The sequence below is a fragment of the Rhizobium leucaenae USDA 9039 genome (genome assembly GCF_000426285.1).
Classification (GTDB): Bacteria; Pseudomonadota; Alphaproteobacteria; order Rhizobiales; family Rhizobiaceae; genus Rhizobium; species Rhizobium leucaenae.
The window spans coordinates 255,308-271,112 of the sequence record NZ_AUFB01000002.1 but is presented as its reverse complement, the minus strand read 5'-3'; the positions used below and the strand labels follow the sequence as shown (position 1 = coordinate 271,112).

19 protein-coding genes are annotated in these 15,805 nt (G+C 59.6%); 12 read left to right on the top strand and 7 right to left on the bottom strand.

Going from position 1 to position 15,805, the window contains the following annotated elements:
- Positions 1–72: 72 nt before the first annotated feature.
- From K290_RS36080 to K290_RS0104030, 3 genes are all read right to left on the bottom strand, one after another.
- Positions 73–345, bottom strand: coding sequence for a type II toxin-antitoxin system RelE family toxin (locus K290_RS36080; protein WP_081670213.1), 273 nt, complete (start codon positions 343–345; stop codon positions 73–75).
- The gene (gene relB / locus K290_RS0104035; RefSeq protein ID WP_028750684.1) at positions 329–553 is read right to left on the bottom strand and encodes a type II toxin-antitoxin system RelB family antitoxin; all 225 of its coding nucleotides are present in this window, start codon (positions 551–553) and stop codon (positions 329–331) included. Before relB ends, K290_RS36080 begins: the two co-directional genes overlap by 17 nt.
- A gap of 78 nt (positions 554–631) precedes the next feature.
- Entirely contained in the window at positions 632–1,132 is a 501-nt protein-coding gene (locus K290_RS0104030) for a DUF721 domain-containing protein (RefSeq protein ID WP_028750683.1), read from the bottom strand.
- Positions 1,133–1,230: 98 nt separating this feature from the next.
- Here K290_RS0104030 and mutY point away from each other — a divergent pair, with 98 nt between their 5' ends.
- Genes mutY through K290_RS0104015 form a run of 3 tightly spaced genes read left to right on the top strand, consistent with a single transcriptional unit; the run spans position 1,231 to position 3,321 of the window.
- Complete coding sequence (mutY, locus tag K290_RS0104025; RefSeq protein WP_028750682.1) at positions 1,231–2,340, top strand: A/G-specific adenine glycosylase; 1,110 nt, start codon at positions 1,231–1,233, stop codon at positions 2,338–2,340.
- The gene (locus K290_RS0104020) at positions 2,337–2,951 is read left to right on the top strand and encodes an HAD family hydrolase (protein WP_028750681.1); all 615 of its coding nucleotides are present in this window, start codon (positions 2,337–2,339) and stop codon (positions 2,949–2,951) included. Before mutY ends, K290_RS0104020 begins: the two co-directional genes overlap by 4 nt.
- Before the next feature lie 4 nt (positions 2,952–2,955).
- The gene (locus K290_RS0104015) at positions 2,956–3,321 is read left to right on the top strand and encodes a nuclear transport factor 2 family protein (protein ID WP_028750680.1); all 366 of its coding nucleotides are present in this window, start codon (positions 2,956–2,958) and stop codon (positions 3,319–3,321) included.
- Between the two features lie 169 nt (positions 3,322–3,490).
- Here the strand turns inward: K290_RS0104015 and K290_RS0104010 are convergent, their stop codons facing one another.
- Positions 3,491–4,621 carry a site-specific DNA-methyltransferase gene (locus K290_RS0104010; RefSeq protein WP_028750679.1) on the bottom strand — a complete coding sequence of 377 codons (1,131 nt, stop codon included), beginning with the start codon at positions 4,619–4,621 and terminating at the stop codon, positions 3,491–3,493.
- 144 nt (positions 4,622–4,765) lie between these two features.
- Between K290_RS0104010 and K290_RS0104005 the strand changes: the two genes are divergently transcribed.
- Positions 4,766–5,062 carry a nucleotidyltransferase family protein gene (locus tag K290_RS0104005; protein ID WP_028750678.1) on the top strand — a complete coding sequence of 99 codons (297 nt, stop codon included), beginning with the start codon at positions 4,766–4,768 and terminating at the stop codon, positions 5,060–5,062.
- The gene (locus K290_RS33800) at positions 5,062–5,364 is read left to right on the top strand and encodes a HepT-like ribonuclease domain-containing protein (RefSeq protein WP_342425602.1); all 303 of its coding nucleotides are present in this window, start codon (positions 5,062–5,064) and stop codon (positions 5,362–5,364) included. Before K290_RS0104005 ends, K290_RS33800 begins: the two co-directional genes overlap by 1 nt.
- Here the strand turns inward: K290_RS33800 and K290_RS33795 are convergent.
- Together K290_RS33795 and K290_RS0103990 are read right to left on the bottom strand one after the other, a co-directional pair.
- Positions 5,361–5,753, bottom strand: coding sequence for an antibiotic biosynthesis monooxygenase family protein (locus tag K290_RS33795; protein WP_051263941.1), 393 nt, complete (start codon positions 5,751–5,753; stop codon positions 5,361–5,363). The two genes, K290_RS33800 and K290_RS33795, sit on opposite strands and share 4 nt — an antisense overlap.
- Positions 5,750–6,079: an NIPSNAP family protein gene (locus tag K290_RS0103990; protein ID WP_028750677.1), complete on the bottom strand. Its 330-nt coding sequence runs from the start codon at positions 6,077–6,079 to the stop codon at positions 5,750–5,752. The genes K290_RS33795 and K290_RS0103990 overlap by 4 nt, the downstream gene beginning before the upstream one ends.
- Positions 6,080–6,150: 71 nt before the next feature.
- On the opposite strand from K290_RS0103990, the gene K290_RS0103985 reads away from it, so the two are divergent.
- The 3 genes from K290_RS0103985 (at position 6,151) to K290_RS0103970 (ending at position 8,327) form a co-directional block, all read left to right on the top strand.
- Complete coding sequence (locus tag K290_RS0103985; RefSeq protein ID WP_028750676.1) at positions 6,151–6,873, top strand: ArsR/SmtB family transcription factor; 723 nt, start codon at positions 6,151–6,153, stop codon at positions 6,871–6,873.
- A gap of 209 nt (positions 6,874–7,082) precedes the next feature.
- Positions 7,083–7,424: a MarR family winged helix-turn-helix transcriptional regulator gene (locus tag K290_RS0103980; protein ID WP_202595624.1), complete on the top strand. Its 342-nt coding sequence runs from the start codon at positions 7,083–7,085 to the stop codon at positions 7,422–7,424.
- 210 nt (positions 7,425–7,634) lie between these two features.
- Positions 7,635–8,327, top strand: coding sequence for an HAD family hydrolase (locus tag K290_RS0103970; RefSeq protein WP_028750674.1), 693 nt, complete (start codon positions 7,635–7,637; stop codon positions 8,325–8,327).
- A 101-nt stretch (positions 8,328–8,428) separates the two neighbouring features.
- Here the strand turns inward: K290_RS0103970 and K290_RS0103965 are convergent, their stop codons facing one another.
- Positions 8,429–9,067: a hypothetical protein gene (locus tag K290_RS0103965; RefSeq protein ID WP_028750673.1), complete on the bottom strand. Its 639-nt coding sequence runs from the start codon at positions 9,065–9,067 to the stop codon at positions 8,429–8,431.
- A 312-nt stretch (positions 9,068–9,379) separates the two neighbouring features.
- Here K290_RS0103965 and thrC point away from each other — a divergent pair, with 312 nt between their 5' ends.
- From thrC to K290_RS0103945, 4 genes are read left to right on the top strand one after another with little or no spacing between them, the layout of a single operon-like run.
- Complete coding sequence (gene thrC, locus K290_RS0103960) at positions 9,380–10,777, top strand: threonine synthase (protein WP_028750672.1); 1,398 nt, start codon at positions 9,380–9,382, stop codon at positions 10,775–10,777.
- A gap of 20 nt (positions 10,778–10,797) precedes the next feature.
- Positions 10,798–12,096, top strand: a complete 1,299-nt coding sequence (locus K290_RS0103955; RefSeq protein WP_028750671.1) for a M16 family metallopeptidase — start codon at positions 10,798–10,800, stop codon at positions 12,094–12,096.
- A 48-nt stretch (positions 12,097–12,144) separates the two neighbouring features.
- Positions 12,145–12,759 carry a GNAT family N-acetyltransferase gene (locus K290_RS0103950; RefSeq protein ID WP_028750670.1) on the top strand — a complete coding sequence of 205 codons (615 nt, stop codon included), beginning with the start codon at positions 12,145–12,147 and terminating at the stop codon, positions 12,757–12,759.
- Positions 12,756–15,668, top strand: a complete 2,913-nt coding sequence (locus K290_RS0103945) for an EAL domain-containing protein (RefSeq protein ID WP_028750669.1) — start codon at positions 12,756–12,758, stop codon at positions 15,666–15,668. The genes K290_RS0103950 and K290_RS0103945 overlap by 4 nt, the downstream gene beginning before the upstream one ends.
- Positions 15,669–15,805: the final 137 nt, after the last annotated feature.

The window sequence follows — 15,805 nt, the reverse complement described above, 5'->3', positions numbered from 1 at the left end:
CAAAGAGATTAAATTATCGTCAGAATTGATGGGGATAAGCGGTCGATCCTGAAGATGGACCGCTATGTGAGACTATCTTCGATAAACCTCGCGGCGATTTCCGACTCGGACAATCAGAATTCGTATGGCGCTATCTTCGATGTGCGCGATGACTCGGCAGTCTCCAACCCGATATTTCCAGAAATCACCGAGATCAGAACCCTTCAAGGCCTCTCCGATTGAGCGCGGATTGTCCAGCTTGGCAACACGCTCATGAAGAAATTTAAGAATGCGGCGCGCAGTCTCATGTCCGAGCGTTTCGAGTTCGCGCTCTGCAGATCGCTGAAACTCAATCGTCCACGCCATAGCGTGCCATTAACTCAGCCAGGGAAACGGTGTCACTCTCGCCCCGGCGAAACTCTTCCAAGCGCTTCTCCGCGAGATAGATATCCTCAAGGTCGTCCAGGTGCTCCAGGATCGCCTCACGGGCATAAAAGCTTTTACTGCGCCCGGTACGCTTGGCGAGCTCATCGAGCCTTGCCTCAATTTCCGGCGGAAGCCGTAGGGCCAACATCATCTTCTCTCCACATTGCTATACAAATATAGCATTCGGGAGCCCACGGACCAACTGCTTTTCGGCATCACAATAAAGCTATCTCTTGCCTCGCTTCCAAACCATCGCGGTGCCCAACCTCTGAATTGCCGCACGCAGCTTATCGTCCTCGATGCCGTCCATCATGTCTTCCAGCTTTCGCGCCGCCTCGCCTTTCAGCGGCGGCGGCGTGCGCGAGCGTTTGGAGGCGATGGAGACTGGCTTCTGAACGATGCGGATCTGGCTGACGGCGTGGAAGCCGAAGAAACCGTTGATGCGCTGGATGAGCTCGCCCTGCGCATGGGTCAGAAACAGAGCGCGGGCGCCCTCACAGGCGATGGTCAGCACACCGGGCTGGTAACCGCCATCGTCGCCCGAGCCGCCGCGTTTGGCCCAGGCGATCTTTTCCGGCCGCGTACATTCGGCGAAATCCTCGCCGGCGATCTCGTCCCAGGAACCGAGCAGCGCCGTGTTGATGCCGGCGCGCTTCGCCAGAACGGGATCGATGATGCCGTTGGTCAGCTCGGAAATCTGTTTTTCGCCTTTTCGGGGATAACTCATTGGATAGTGAACCCGAGACCCGGTTTGCGCATCCAAGGCCTTGATTGGCTGGCGCAGCTTGGCCAAGTATAGAGCACTTCCCCTTGATGCGGCAAATCATGACGACGATAATAGAATCCCCGACGGCCGCATCCCTGCTTTCCTGGTACGACCGCCATCACCGCGACCTGCCCTGGCGCGTCTCGCCACCGATGGCAGCGCGCGGCGTCCGGGCCGATCCCTATCATGTCTGGCTATCCGAGGTGATGCTGCAGCAGACCACCGTGCCTGCGGTCAAAGCCTATTTCGCCAAATTCCTGGGGCGCTGGCCGACGGTTCGTGATCTTGCGGCAGCCCCCACAGACGATGTCATGGCCGCCTGGGCCGGGCTTGGCTATTATGCCCGCGCCCGTAATCTCAAGAAATGCGCGGAGGCCGTGGCCGCGGAGCATGGCGGGCAGTTCCCGGATACCGAAAATGGACTGCAGGCACTGCCGGGAATCGGCGACTATACGGCAGCGGCGGTCGCCGCCATCGCATTCAACCGCCAGGCGGCTGTCATGGACGGTAATGTCGAACGCGTCATCTCCCGCCTTTACGCCATCGCTACACCGTTGCCGGCCGCCAAGCCATTGATGAAGCAGAAGGTGGCGTTGCTGACGCCGGCCGATCGCCCCGGCGATTTCGCGCAGGCGATGATGGATCTGGGCGCGACGATCTGCACGCCGAAACGGCCCGCCTGTGCGCTCTGTCCCTTCAACAATGCCTGCGAGGCATTACGGCTGCATGATCCCGAACAATTTCCGGTCAAAGCGGCAAAGAAGGAAAAGCCGGTGCGCCAGGGTGCTGCTTTCGTGGCGGTGAATGGCGATGGCGAGATTTATCTGCGCCGGCGCATCGCCAGCGGCCTTCTCGGCGGCATGACCGAAGTGCCGACGACCGGCTGGACGGCCCGCATCGACGGCGAGACCAGTGCTACCGCGGCTCCCTTCCCGGCGGATTGGCAGGCAGCCGGAACCGTAACGCATATCTTCACGCACTTCGAACTGCGGCTATTGATCTATCGCGCCCAGGTGGCATCTAACATGATCCGCAATGACGGATGGTGGGAGCCGGTTACAAATCTTGAAGCGCAGGCCTTGCCGACCGTCATGAAAAAAGCGATCGCACAGGCTATTCCACGCGCATTCAGTAAAGCTCGCGCTTACACATCAGGACATAATTCATGACCACGGAAATCCGGCACATCGTCTTCGACATCGGCAAGGTGCTTGTTCACTACGATCCGAGTATCCCCTTTAACCGCATCATCCCGGATGAGGCAGAGCGAAGCTGGTTCCTCGCCAATGTCTGCACGAATGAATGGAATATCGAACAGGATCGCGGCCGGACGTGGGAAGAGGCCGAAGCGCTGCTGATCGCCGAGCATCCCGAGCGCGAAGAACAGATCCGCGCCTTCCGCAAATATTGGCATGACATGGTACCGCATGCCTACGACGACAGCGTCGCGATCCTGGAGAAGCTGATTGCCGAGGGCCGCGACGTCACCATGCTGACCAATTTTGCCTCCGACACCTTTCGCGAAGCGCAGACGCGCTTCGATTTCCTTTCCAAGCCGCGCGGCGTCACCGTGTCCGGCGACATCGGCCTGATCAAGCCGGATGTCGCGATCTATGAGGCGCATGTAAAGAGCTTCGGTCTGGACCCGGCTTCCACCATTTTCATCGACGATTCGCTCGCCAACGTTGAAGGTGCAAGAGCCGCGGGTTGGAATGCAGTCCATTTCACCGGCGCCGAGAAGTTGCGCAGCGATCTCGCCGCCTACGGCATCGAGGTTTAAGCTCATGGTTTTCGATCCGGCAGAACGCATCACCCTCTTTCATGACGCGATCAACAGGCTGGACTACGAAGCAATCGAGAACTTCTTCGCGGAGAATGCCACCTATGTCTCCAACGGCGTCGGCAGCCTTGCCGGCCGCGAGGCGATCATGGAGGCATTTCGGGGATACTTCGACACCTATCCGGATCAAACCGCCGTCAATTCCTTGGTGGAAACGCTGACGCCGCTTTCCGGCCGGAGCGTCTGGTCCGTCCGGGCAACGAACAGCAAGACCGGCAAGCCGTTGATCCGTGAGGGTGAAGAGACGATCACCTTCGATGAAAACGGATGCGTCGTTCGGGTCGATGTGACGGATTATCAGGAATTCTGAGCCGTCAAACAAAAAAAGCGCCCAGGATTCGCAAATCCTGGGCGTCTCGCCTTCCTCCCTAACTGGAGGTACTCGACGGAAGAAGGCGGATATGTGGATCCGGCTGCGGCATGGCTCCGAAAACCGGGAAAGGCTTTCGGATCAGATCATGCCGCGCAAATAGTTGGGATTATTCCGCCTTCGCCAGATCGTTGCGGACGATCGAACGCAGCTCATCGATCGGGCGCAGGGACTGCCCGTCGTCAAAGTGCCAGAATGTCCATCCGTTGCATGCATCAAGGCCCTGGACTTTCGCGCCGAGGCGATGAATGGAGCCGGCCTCGCCGCCGGAGGCGACCGTGCCGTCGGCGCGAACGATGGCGCTATAACGGCGCCTCGCATCCGTCAGCACCTGGCCGGGCTTGATGAGGCCGCTTTCGATCAACACGTTGAAAGCGACGCGAACTTCGGCCTTCTTGCCGGTCAGGACGGTCAGTTCCGCCTTGCCGAGTGGTTCGACGGCAGCGATGCGGGCGCTGGCCGCATTGATGTAATCCTGCTCGCGCTCGATGCCGACGAAGTGGCGACCAAGACGCTTGGCGACCGCACCGGTGGTGCCCGAACCGAAGAACGGATCGAGGATGATGTCACCCGGCTTGGACGATGCCATGATGACACGGGCAAGCAGGGCTTCCGGCTTCTGTGTCGGATGTGCCTTCTTGCCGTCTTGATCCTTCAACCGTTCGCCGCCGCTGCAGATCGGGAATAGCCAGTCGGAGCGCATCTGCACATCGTCATTGGCGGCCTTCATGGCATCATAGTTGAAGGTGTAGCCTTTGGCCTTGGCGTTCGGGCTCGCCCAGATCATCGTTTCATGCGCGTTCTGGAAACGGCGGCCCTTGAAATTCGGCATCGGATTGGTCTTGCGCCAGACGATGTCGTTGAGGATCCAGAAGTTCAGATCCTGCATCGTGGCGCCGACACGGAAGATATTGTGATAGGAGCCGATGACCCAGATCGTACCCGTCGGCTTCAGCACGCGACGGCAGGCAAGCAGCCAAGCGCGGGTGAAGGCATCATAGGCTTCGAAGGAGGCAAACTGGTCCCATTCGTCATCGACGGCGTCGACCAGCGACTGATCGGGGCGATGCAGCGTGCCACCGAGTTGCAGATTATACGGCGGGTCCGCGAAGATAACGTCGACGGAATGGGTGGGCAGTGCTTCAAGAGCGGCCACGCAATCGCCCTTGATGATCGTGTCGACCCAAGAGCCCGGCGTTGCGGAAGTCCTGATGTCGGCAAGCGGGAAAACTGACGCCATGTGATACTCGCTGTTACACTTACTCGATACGATTAACTGAGTGTTATGGTTACCTAAGTTGGTTACCAAAGGCTAAAGCGACGAACGATTTGGGAAATTATTCGCGGCATGGAAAAATAATAGCGAATGCGATACAACATTCGCATGAACCGAAACGAAACGATAGCGCGGCTCAAAAACAACGCGAACGCCATCCGGGCGCTCGGTGCAACATCGCTTTACCTTTTCGGCTCCGTTTCCCGGAATGAAGCGCGGTCATCGAGCGATGTGGATATTTTTATCGATTATGATCCGGCGAGCCGTTTCAATGCTTTCGATCTAATCAGCATCAAGTTCTTGCTCGAAGAAGATCTTCATACGCCCGTCGATATCACGACCAGAGATGGCCTACATCCCCGCCTGAGACCAGCGATCGAGCGATCGGCGACGCGGGTATTTTGATGCCGAGGGAATTTAGACACGCGCTCGAGGATATGCGAGCGGAACTCCGTGGTATCAGCAACGCAGCTGCGGGAAAAACGCTGGACGACTATCGCGGTGATTGGCTGTTTCCACACGCCGTCCAACGCGCCATAGAAATCATTTCGGAGGCAAGCCGGGCCTTGCCGAATGATATCAAAGCGTTGAGACCTGAGATTCCTTGGCAACAGGTCAAAACCATAGGGAACATACTACGTCATCAATATCACGGCCTATCCGATCAGATCATATGGGTGTGGTTGTCGATGAACTACCCGCACTAGAACTTGCTATTGATGCCCTTTGTGTGCGGTTCGGTGTGGACTAGCGCGTCATGCACCGCCCGGCTATCCGCCGGCGTCTCGTCCCTCTCATTCATCCCGTAATCACGCACCACATGCGCTATGCGCAGCCGATAGTCGGCAAATATCGCCCCTCGCCCCGCCTTTTGCGCGGCTCGGTGCGTTTCGCGAGTACGCCATTCCTTGACCGCCACTTCGTCACGCCAGAAGGAGAGCGAAAGAAGCTTGCCGCGTTGCGTCAGGCTCTCGAAGCGCTCGATGGAGATGAAGCCATCAATGGTCTCGAGTTCCGCGCGCAGCTTGCCGGCAAGATCGAGATAGTGATGCCGTTCGCCGAGATAGGGAACGACCTCGAAAATAACGGCGATCATGGCATCACCTTTGGACCGCGCGGCAGCGACACGTTTTTCAGGAAGATGCGGTCTTCCCTGATGATGAAGCGTTCGCGGCAGGAGAAATCGTAGTTCGCCTTGCCGAGCGGGTCGACTGCAAGGCGGGCGCGATAGGCTTCGTAAGCAGCCAGGCTTTCGATGTTATAGACGCCGTATGCGGTCGTCGCCGAACCCTCATGCGGGGCGAAATAGCCGATGAGATCAGCGCCGTTACGTGGGATGACCTGGCCCCAGGCCCTGGCGTATTCGGCAAAGGCCTCCTTCTTGAACGGATCGATTTCATAGCGGATGAAACAGGTGATCATCGTTTTCTCCTTTCGTGATGGAGATGTTCTCGCATATTGCGTGACGTCGATGCTTCGGTTACGATCGAAGTATGAAGGAAGGTCCTGACATAGCGCAGATCGGCGCACTCATCGGCGACCCGGCGCGGGCGAACATGCTTACCGCGCTGATGGGCGGCCGTGCTCTGACGGCAACGGAGCTGGCTGAGGTCGGCGGCATCACGCTGCAGACGGCGAGCACGCATTTGTCGAAACTCGAAGCCGGTGGGTTGCTTGCGCAACGAAAGCAGGGCCGACACCGCTATTTCGCGCTGGCCGACGACGGCGTCGGCAAGCTGCTTGAAAATATCATGGGCTTCGCCGCCACGCGAGGACACCTGCGCCATCGCCCCGGTCCGAAAGAGCCGGCACTGCGCAAGGCGCGCATCTGCTACGACCATCTTGCCGGCGATTACGGCGTGCGCATGCTCGACAGCCTGATTGCATCTGGCGCGATCTCGGAGGTTGGCGACGGCTTGAATTTAACGGAACGCGGCGAAGCGCGGCTTACCTCAATCGGCATAGATGTGACCGGGCTGCGCTCGACGCGGCGCCCGCTCTGTCGCTCCTGTCTCGATTGGAGCGAACGCCGTGCGCATCTCGCCGGCAGTCTCGGCAAGGCGCTGCTTTCCAATTTTTTCAACAAGGGCTGGGCCCGGCGAACGGAAAACAGCCGTTCGATCCTATTTACCTCGGAAGGCGAACGCCGGTTTCTGGCGCTGTTTCCCATGGAAGCCGGCGAGATGGATAAAGGACAGGAGAGCGCCGACGTCTGAGCGTCGGAGACATCGCCTCAGAAGGACGCAACATCAAATGCGGTCGGGTCGTCCGGTCCTTGGTCGGACTTGACTACAACTTGACTTGGTGCATATGCACATGCATATTGCCTGTTATGCAAACTGAAGACAATCTTGGTCCTCTTGCGTGCCATTGCCTGGCGACCAGGCAACTGGCGAGGCACGTCTCGAAACTCTACGAGCGTCATATGGCGCCGACCGGCATAACCAGCACGCAGTTTTCGCTCCTGAATTTCCTCCGGCAGAATGAGCGGATGACCATGAACGAACTGGCGGCCGCGATGCTGATGGACCGTACGACCCTGCTGCGGGCCGTGAAGCCACTGCTGCAACGGGAGCTGGTCGTCAGCGCGCCCGAAACGGAGGGGAGCCGTCGGCTGATGTTGGAGCTATCGCCGGCCGGGCGAAGCAAGATCACCGAGGCGCAGCCTTTCTGGCAGGCGGCTCAAGAGGAATATGAGGTCCAAGTCGGGCAATTGCATGCCAAAAGCCTGCGCAGCGACTTTTTCAACATGACCCACCACGGTTGACCTTTTTAGTCGGTCCCAAAACTCGGCTTATCCTTTCCCCCAACGCAATACTGCCATGTCTGCTCGTTGGTTGAGGTTTGCCGGAGCATCGTGTAAAGCCGCACAATCCCATTCAGAGCAGGCCCATTCAGAGCAGGCCCAAAAAGCGCCACGCAGTTTTTGGACAAGGCCATGCCCTATCCAGAGCCCCATTAAAGGCAGTGTATTCTCATGAGCAATGGCTTCGACCTCATCATCTTCGACTGCGACGGCGTTCTAGTCGATTCGGAAATCATCGCGGCGGATGTTGAATCCAAGCTCCTGACGGAAGCGGGCTACCCGATCAGCGCCGAGGAAATGGGCGAGCGCTTTTCCGGCATGACCTGGCAGAACATTCTGTTCGAAGTCGAGCGTGAGGCGAGCATTCCGATCTCGGCATCGCTGCTCGACAAGTCCGAAAAGCTTCTGGACTTGAGGCTCGCCAATGACGTGAAGGCTATTCCGGGCGTTCCTTTTGCCCTGTCGCGCCTGCCGATGCCGCGTTGCGTCTGCTCGAATTCTAGTTCCGCTCGGCTCGACACGATGCTCTTCAAGGTCGGTTACAAGGAGCTGTTCGCGCCGCATATTTATTCCGCCAAGGATCTCGGCGCCGATCGCGTGAAGCCGAAGCCCGATATTTTCCTGCACGGCGCCAAGCAATTGAACGTTGCGCCGGCCAACGTCATTGTCGTGGAAGACTCGGTCCATGGCGTCCACGCAGCACGCGCCGCCGGTATGCGCGTCATCGGCTTCACCGGCGCTTCGCACACCTATCCTTCGCACGCCGACCGGTTGACCGATGCGGGTGCCGAAACGGTCATCTCCCGAATGGCCGATCTGCCCGGCGTGGTGATGGCGCTGGCGGAGTGGGAAGGCGTTTTGTGAGGCAAAGGCAATAGATGTTGCGGCTAGTTGCCAGCAGTGCAAGGACAAGATGACCTTTAGCTACTGCGTACTGCGTACTGCCTACTGCCTAAATCCCAACCTCACTTATGCTTCTTGCGAATAGGCTTCTGGCCTTTTTCCGGCTTCTGCGGCCCTTGATCGAAGCCGACCTGGACGACCGTGAAGCCGCCGGAGCCGCCGGCGACATTGATGTCGTCATCGGTGAAGAGGAACTGCGTCGTGGTTTCGCCCGGCGGGATTTCCGCGGTGAAATTGACGGTCTTGCTATAGAGGGCGGTGCTGTTGTCCATGACGGCGACATGGATCGGCATTGTCACCTTGCCGGGGCCGCCCATCGGGCCGGCGACAAGACGGCCCTGCGCAACGATATGGATGCTGAGATTGGTGCCATCGGTCGTGCACTGACGCGTCGCCTGGGCGAGCGATGCCTGATAGGTCAACTGGTTCGGATCATCCTTGGCGCCCTTGGCGTAGGTGCGATAGCTGGACGCCTCATCGCGGATCACGACCTGCGGGCATTTGCCGGCGACATAGGCCTGGCCGCCGGTCACCTGCGGCGCGGGGCTGGCAGAGGACGGATTGCCGGCCGTTGCCTGCGGCGCTACCGTCACATCCGTTCCGGGCTGCTTATCGCCACCGCCGAAACCAAGAGAACTACAACCAGCCAACAATGCCATAAGCGAAGCGGAGAAAAGACGACGCGAAACCTTGCCAAACACTATTATTCCACCCTCTGCAATAATTCACATTATCGGCCTGCAGCCTGTTCGACGGGCCTTTTATGACACTTGGCGATGGTCTATACCAGCGGCGCAGCGAAAAATCGATTGGGTAGGCACCGTTTTGGCTCACTTTTCGACGTCGACAGATTGGCGCAAGCCGCCGCCCTCCGGACAGAGCCGAACGGGCGTTGCGCAAACGCGAAAACCACGCGGCTGATCCGACGCAAAAAGACGGGCTGCCATCGCTTCGTTCTTTTACCCTCTCACTCCACCACTCCGGCAATTTTGCGACCAAAGGAATTCTAGACCGTGGACTATATTTCAACGCGGGGAGAAGCCCCTGCCCTTGGCTTCTGCGACGCCCTTCTGGCCGGCCTTGCGCGTGATGGCGGGCTCTATGTCCCCCGCGAATGGCCGACCCTCACGAAAAAAGAGATTCGCGCCTTCCGCGGCAAGAGCTATCAGGAGGTCGCCTTCGCCGTGCTGTCGCCCTTCACCAACGGCGAAATTCCGGACGATGTCTTCCGCGGCATGATCGACGAAGCCTATGCCACCTTCCGCCATCCGGCCGTCGCGCCGCTGGTGCAGACAGGTCCGAACAGCTTCGTGATGGAGCTGTTCCACGGCACAACGCTTGCCTTCAAGGATGTCGCCATGCAATTGCTCGCGCGGCTGATGGATTACGCACTGGAAAAGCGCGGGCAAAGGGCAACCATCGTCGGCGCGACCTCAGGCGATACCGGCGGCGCGGCGATCGATGCCTTTGCGGGACGCGGACGCACTGACATCTTCATCCTCTTCCCGCATGGCAAGGTCTCGCCGGTGCAGCAACGGCAGATGACCACCTCGACGGCGGGTAATGTGCATGCGCTGGCGATCAACGGCAATTTTGATGATTGCCAGAACCTGGTCAAAGCCATGTTCAACGACACCGCCTTTCGCGACCGCGTCAGACTTTCGGGCGTCAATTCGATCAACTGGGCCCGGATCATGGCGCAGGTGGTCTATTATTTCACCACCGCCGTCGCACTCGGCGGCCCGGACAGGAAGATTTCCTTCACCGTTCCGACCGGCAATTTCGGCGATATTTTCGCCGGCTACGTTGCAAAGCGCATGGGTCTGCCCATCGACCGGCTGGTGATCGCCACCAATGAGAACGACATTCTTGCGCGCACGCTGAAGACCGGCCGCTACGAGATGCGCGAGGTCAAGGCCACCACCGCGCCGTCGATGGACATTCAGATCTCGTCCAATTTCGAACGGCTGCTGTTCGAAGTCCATGGCCGCGACGCGTCGAAGGTGCGCGCTGCCATGGAAAGCCTGAAACAATCGAAGGGTTTTTCGATCGGCGAAAAGGCTCTGAAGACCATCAAGAAGGACTTCCGCGCCGGCCGCACCAGCGAGAAACAGGTCGCTGCGACGATCCGCAAAACCCTCGACAACACCGGCTATCTCATCGATCCGCACACGGCCATCGGCGTCTTCGTGGCGGAGAAAAACGAGAAGTCGTCGAGCCCGATGGTGACGCTTGCGACCGCACATCCGGCAAAATTCCCCGCGGCAGTAAAATCGGCATGCGGTATTGACCCGGCGCTTCCGACGTGGCTTGCTGGACTGATGAACAGGGAGGAGCGTTTCGACGTCCTCGATCCCGAGCTGAAAGCCGTTGAAACTTTTATCGGCAAACATGCCCGGGCCGGGGAATGATAGACGCAGAAAGACAGACGATGACAGTGGAGTGCACCCGGCTTGCGTCCGGGCTGACAGTAGCGACCCAGACGATGCCACACCTCGAAAGCGTGGCACTCGGCGTCTGGATCAAATCGGGTTCGCGTAATGAAACCGAGGCGGAACACGGCATCGCGCATCTGCTGGAACACATGGCGTTCAAGGGCACGGCCCGTCGCACGGCGCGTGAGATCGCCGAGGAAATCGAGAATGTCGGCGGCGAAGTCAATGCCGCCACCTCGACCGAGACGACATCCTATTATGCCCGCGTGCTGAAAGATCATGTGCCGCTCGCCGTCGATATCCTCGCTGATATCCTCACCGAATCCGCCTTCGACGAGGATGAACTGCAGCGCGAAAAGCAGGTCATCCTGCAGGAAATCAACGCTGCGAACGACACGCCCGACGATGTGGTCTTCGACAAATTTTCCGAAGTCGCCTATCGCGGCCAGACGCTCGGCCGCGCTATTCTGGGCACGCCGGAGACCGTCGTCTCCTTCTCGCCGGATCAAATCCGCGGTTATCTCAGCCGGAACTACACGACCGACCGCATGTTCGTGGTGGCCGCCGGCGCGGTGGATCACGAAAGCTTCGTGCGCCAGGTCGAAGAGCGTTTCTCTACCCTGCCGACCAAGCCCTCGGCGCCGCCCGTCATCGAGCCTGCCCGCTATATCGGCGGCAATATCCGCGAGACGCGCGACCTGATGGATGCGCAGATTCTGCTCGGCTTCGAAGGTCGCGCCTATCACACGCGCGATTTCTACTGCTCGCAGATCCTCGCCAACATCCTCGGCGGCGGCATGTCCTCGCGGCTGTTCCAGGAAGTACGCGAGTTCCGCGGTCTCTGTTATTCCGTCTATGCCTTCCATTGGGGCTTTTCCGACACTGGCATCTTCGGCATCCATGCCGCGACCGGCGGCGAAAACCTGCCGGAACTGCTGCCGGTCATCGTCGACGAGCTGCACAAATCCTCCCATAAGATCGAACAGCAGGAAATCGAGCGCGCTCGCGCCCAGATTCGCGCGCAGTTGCTGATGGGTCAGGAAAGCCCGGCGGCCCGCGCCGGCCAGATCGCGCGCCAGATGATGCTCTACGGCCGGCCGATTCCAAATCAGGAAATGCTGGAGCGGCTGCAAGGCATTACCATCGACCGGCTGACCGATCTATCCGGCCGCCTGTTCTTCGACACGGTGCCGACGCTCTCGGCGATCGGACCGTTGGAGCAGTTGGCGCCGATGGAAGATATCGTGACATCCTTATCATCGTCGACCCCCGCCTCCAAAAGCGCGAGCGGCTAACCGCATCGCGCGTCGATGGGTTCAATCTTCCGGGGAGTATTGGGCGGAATGCAAAAATCGGTCTTTCGGTTTCTGTCACGTCATCCGGACGCGGTTGAACTCGAAAACGCGACCTATCTGCTGCGTCTGCCCCGCTATTCCGATTTCAATCAGTGGCACCGGCTGCGCGCCGAAAGCCGGCGTTTCCTGGAACCCTGGGAGCCCACCTGGCGACATGACGAACTGACCGAGGGCGCCTACCGCGCCCGCGTCATTCGGGGAAAACAGGAATATAGCTCCGGCCAGGCCATTCCACTTTTTATTTTCCTTAAAGAGAATATGACCTTGCTGGGTGGCATAACGATTGGTTACATCCGCCGTGGCGCTGCACAAAGCTGCATGATTGGTTATTGGATGGGCGAGCGGCATTCAGGCCAGGGCCATATGTTCGCCGCACTTCAGTTGGTTATACCCTATATCTTTTCCGGACTTGAGTTGCACCGTATTGAAGCAGCCTGTATTCCGGATAACGAGCGTAGCATGCGGCTTTTGGAAAAGGCCGGTTTCCAGCGGGAAGGTCATTTGCGCGGTTATCTAAAAATTAACGGTCAGTGGCGTGATCACGTGATGTTTTCCCGGTTGGCATCCGATGCCGACCTGAGCAGAAAATCCGACAAACCATGACCGTCGACCTAACGCCGGCCCCGCCGTTGACCAAATGGTTGTCCGCGATCCTCGCGACGCTCGCGGCTGTCATGTTGTTCCTGCTTGCCGGCATGGCGCATGCAGCCGAGCCCGTGAAGATTTCGCGCGACGATACCGCGCTCGACCTGACGGCGACGACCGAGATCTACACCAATCAGGGTGAAGCCTTTCAGGTTTCCACAGCAGCCGGCGCCGACGGCATTCGCCGCCGTATTGAGGTACGATCCTCGTCGCCGAACCACCAGGGCGACTGGGCGGTCTTCGCACTCGCCAATGTTTCGGAAGAGCAGCTCGAACGCGTCATCGTCGCGCCTCACTTCCGTCTGGTGAACTCGAAATTGTTCTGGCCGGATCTCGGCTCGCAACGCATCATCGCCATCACGCCGAGTGAAGGCTTTGCTCTCGACCGGCAGCCGAGCGACGAGGCGGATGTTTTCCGTATCACGCTGAACCCTGGCGCAGTCGTCACCTTTGTCGCCGAACTCTCCTCGCCGAACCTGCCGCAGCTCTACCTCTGGGAACCGAACGCCTACAAGGACACGGTCAACGCCTTCACGCTCTATCGCGGCATCGTGCTCGGCATTGCCGGTCTGCTGGCGGTGTTCCTGACCATTCTCTTCGTCGTCAAAGGCACCTCGATGCTGCCGGCGACCGCTGCGCTTGCCTGGGCGGTGCTCGGCTACATCTGCGTCGATTTCGGTTTTCTCGGTAAACTCATCAGCATCACTTCCAGCGATCAGCGAATATGGCGCGCCTGTGCGGAGGTGGCGCTCGCGTCGAGCCTGGTGATCTTCCTCTTCACCTATCTGAACCTCAATCGCTGGCATGCGCATCTCGGTTATGTGACGCTTGCCTGGGTGCTCGGTCTCGCCCTTCTCTTCGGCGTCGCGATCTATGATCCGTCGATCGCGGCCGGCGTCGCGCGACTGTCGCTGGCTCTGACGGCAACGGCGGGCCTGCTGCTGATCATCTATCTCGGCTTCAGCCGCTACGACCGCGCCATTCTGCTGGTGCCCGCCTGGGCGCTGATCCTGGTCTGGCTGTTCGGCGCCTGGATGACGATAACGGGCAAGCTCGACAACGACATCATCCAGCCGGCGCTCGGCGGCGGCCTCGTTCTGATCGTGCTGCTGATCGGTTTCACGGTGATGCAGCATGCCTTTGCCGGCGGCGCATTTCAGCAAGGCCTGTTTTCCGATCTCGAGCGGCAATCCCTGGCGCTCACCGGTTCCGGCGATACCGTTTGGGACTGGGACGTGGCGCGCGACCGCGTGGTGACGACGCCGGATATCTCGGTGAAACTCGGCCTGTCTCCGGGCACCATGCACGGCGCAGCGCGCAACTGGCTGCCGCGCCTGCACCCTGACGACCGCGACCGCTTCCGGGCAACGCTCGACGTGCTCCTCGAACACCGCCGCGGCCGGCTGAACCATGAATTCCGCATCCGCGCCGAAGACGGGCATTTCCATTGGCTGTCGATCCGCGCCCGGCCGGTGCTGGGCTCGAACGGCGAAATCATCCGCTGCGTCGGCACCGTCGTTGACGTCACCGAGCAGAAGAATTCGATCGAGCGGCTGCTTCACGACGCACTGCACGACAATCTGACCGGCCTTCCGAACCGTCAGGTCTTCATCGACCGTCTGCAGGCCGTTCTCACCTTGGCGCCGGAGGGCAATCAGGTGCGTCCGACCGTGATGGTGATCGACATTGATCGCTACAAGCTGGTCAACGATACCCTCGGCGTCGCTGCCGGCGACAACATCCTGATCGCGCTGACGCGGCGTCTGCGCCGCCTGATGAAGCCGCAGGATACGCTAGCACGGCTCTCCGGCGACCAGTTCGGCCTTATCCTCGTTTCGGAACGCGATCCGGCCAAGGTCGCCGATTTCGCCGATGCGATCAGCAAGGCAATCATGGTGCCGATCAATTTCGCCAATCGCGAAATCATCCTGACGGCTTCGATCGGGCTGACGTCCTGGGTCGACCAGCAGGAGAGCGCTATGGGTCTCTTGAGCGACGCCGAGCTTGCCATGTACCGCGCCAAACGGGCCGGCGGCAATCGCGTCGAGCCCTTCCAGCCCGCTTTCCGCAGCTTCGGCACCGATCGTCTGCAGCTTGAAACGGACCTTCGCCGTGCCGTCGAGCGCAAGGAACTGTCGCTGGTTTACCAGCCGATCGTTCGGCTGGAAGATGCCGAAGTCGCCGGTTTTGAAGCACTGATGCGCTGGGAGCATCCGAAGCGCGGCAATATTCCACCGTCGGAGTTCATCCCGATCGCCGAGGCTTCCGATATCATCGGCCCGCTCGGCATGTTCGCGATGGAGCAGGCGACCAACGATCTGATGGCCTGGCAGCGCCAGACCGGCGACCTGCCGCTCTTCGTTTCGATCAACCTGTCGAGCGTACAGCTCCTCAACAACGAGCTCTACGACGATATCCGCGCCTTGCTTGCCAAAACCCATTGCGAGCCGAACCGCATCAAGCTCGAATTGACGGAATCGCAGGTGATGGAGAATCCGGAACAGGCCCGCCTCGTGCTCGGCAAGCTGCGCGAAGCCGGCATCGGCCTGGCGCTCGACGATTTCGGCACCGGTTATTCCTCGCTCTCCTATCTCACCCGCTTCCCCTTCGACACGATCAAGCTCGACAAAGCGATGGTGCGCGATGAAAGCGACAAGAAGGCCGTGCTTCTGCGCTCGGTAATTTCCATGGCGCGCGAACTCAACATGCGCGTCGTCGCCGAAGGCATCGAGTCGGAAGAGGATGCACTCGAACTCGCCAAGATGGGCTGCGCCTACGGCCAGAGCTTCATCTTCGGGCCGCCCATGGGCTCGGACTCAGTGCTGCGGCTGCTGAAGGAACGATTTCCGCTGACGAAGCGGGCGTAACAATAAGGTCCACCTCCCCCTTGAGGTCGCGCGGAACGCGCGGGTGGGGGTGACCATTATCCTGGCTTCGGAGGTTGCCGTGATCACCCCACCCCGGAGCTTCGCTCCGACCCTCCCCCTCAAGGGGAGGGTGAAAG

Coding starts and splice junctions, on each gene's coding strand:
- mutY (WP_028750682.1), top strand. CDS start 1,231: ATGACGACGATAATAGAATCCCCGACGGCCGCATCCCTGCTTTCCTGG.
- K290_RS0103950 (WP_028750670.1), top strand. CDS start 12,145: ATGCAAAAATCGGTCTTTCGGTTTCTGTCACGTCATCCGGACGCGGTT.
- K290_RS0104005 (WP_028750678.1), top strand. CDS start 4,766: ATGAACCGAAACGAAACGATAGCGCGGCTCAAAAACAACGCGAACGCC.
- K290_RS0103990 (WP_028750677.1), bottom strand. CDS start 6,079: ATGATCACCTGTTTCATCCGCTATGAAATCGATCCGTTCAAGAAGGAG.
- K290_RS0103985 (WP_028750676.1), top strand. CDS start 6,151: ATGAAGGAAGGTCCTGACATAGCGCAGATCGGCGCACTCATCGGCGAC.
- K290_RS0104020 (WP_028750681.1), top strand. CDS start 2,337: ATGACCACGGAAATCCGGCACATCGTCTTCGACATCGGCAAGGTGCTT.
- K290_RS0104010 (WP_028750679.1), bottom strand. CDS start 4,621: ATGGCGTCAGTTTTCCCGCTTGCCGACATCAGGACTTCCGCAACGCCG.
- K290_RS0103980 (WP_202595624.1), top strand. CDS start 7,083: ATGGCGCCGACCGGCATAACCAGCACGCAGTTTTCGCTCCTGAATTTC.
- relB (WP_028750684.1), bottom strand. CDS start 553: ATGTTGGCCCTACGGCTTCCGCCGGAAATTGAGGCAAGGCTCGATGAG.
- K290_RS0103945 (WP_028750669.1), top strand. CDS start 12,756: ATGACCGTCGACCTAACGCCGGCCCCGCCGTTGACCAAATGGTTGTCC.
- K290_RS0103970 (WP_028750674.1), top strand. CDS start 7,635: ATGAGCAATGGCTTCGACCTCATCATCTTCGACTGCGACGGCGTTCTA.
- K290_RS0104030 (WP_028750683.1), bottom strand. CDS start 1,132: ATGAGTTATCCCCGAAAAGGCGAAAAACAGATTTCCGAGCTGACCAAC.
- K290_RS0104015 (WP_028750680.1), top strand. CDS start 2,956: ATGGTTTTCGATCCGGCAGAACGCATCACCCTCTTTCATGACGCGATC.
- K290_RS0103955 (WP_028750671.1), top strand. CDS start 10,798: ATGACAGTGGAGTGCACCCGGCTTGCGTCCGGGCTGACAGTAGCGACC.
- K290_RS33800 (WP_342425602.1), top strand. CDS start 5,062: ATGCCGAGGGAATTTAGACACGCGCTCGAGGATATGCGAGCGGAACTC.
- K290_RS36080 (WP_081670213.1), bottom strand. CDS start 345: ATGGCGTGGACGATTGAGTTTCAGCGATCTGCAGAGCGCGAACTCGAA.
- K290_RS33795 (WP_051263941.1), bottom strand. CDS start 5,753: ATGATCGCCGTTATTTTCGAGGTCGTTCCCTATCTCGGCGAACGGCAT.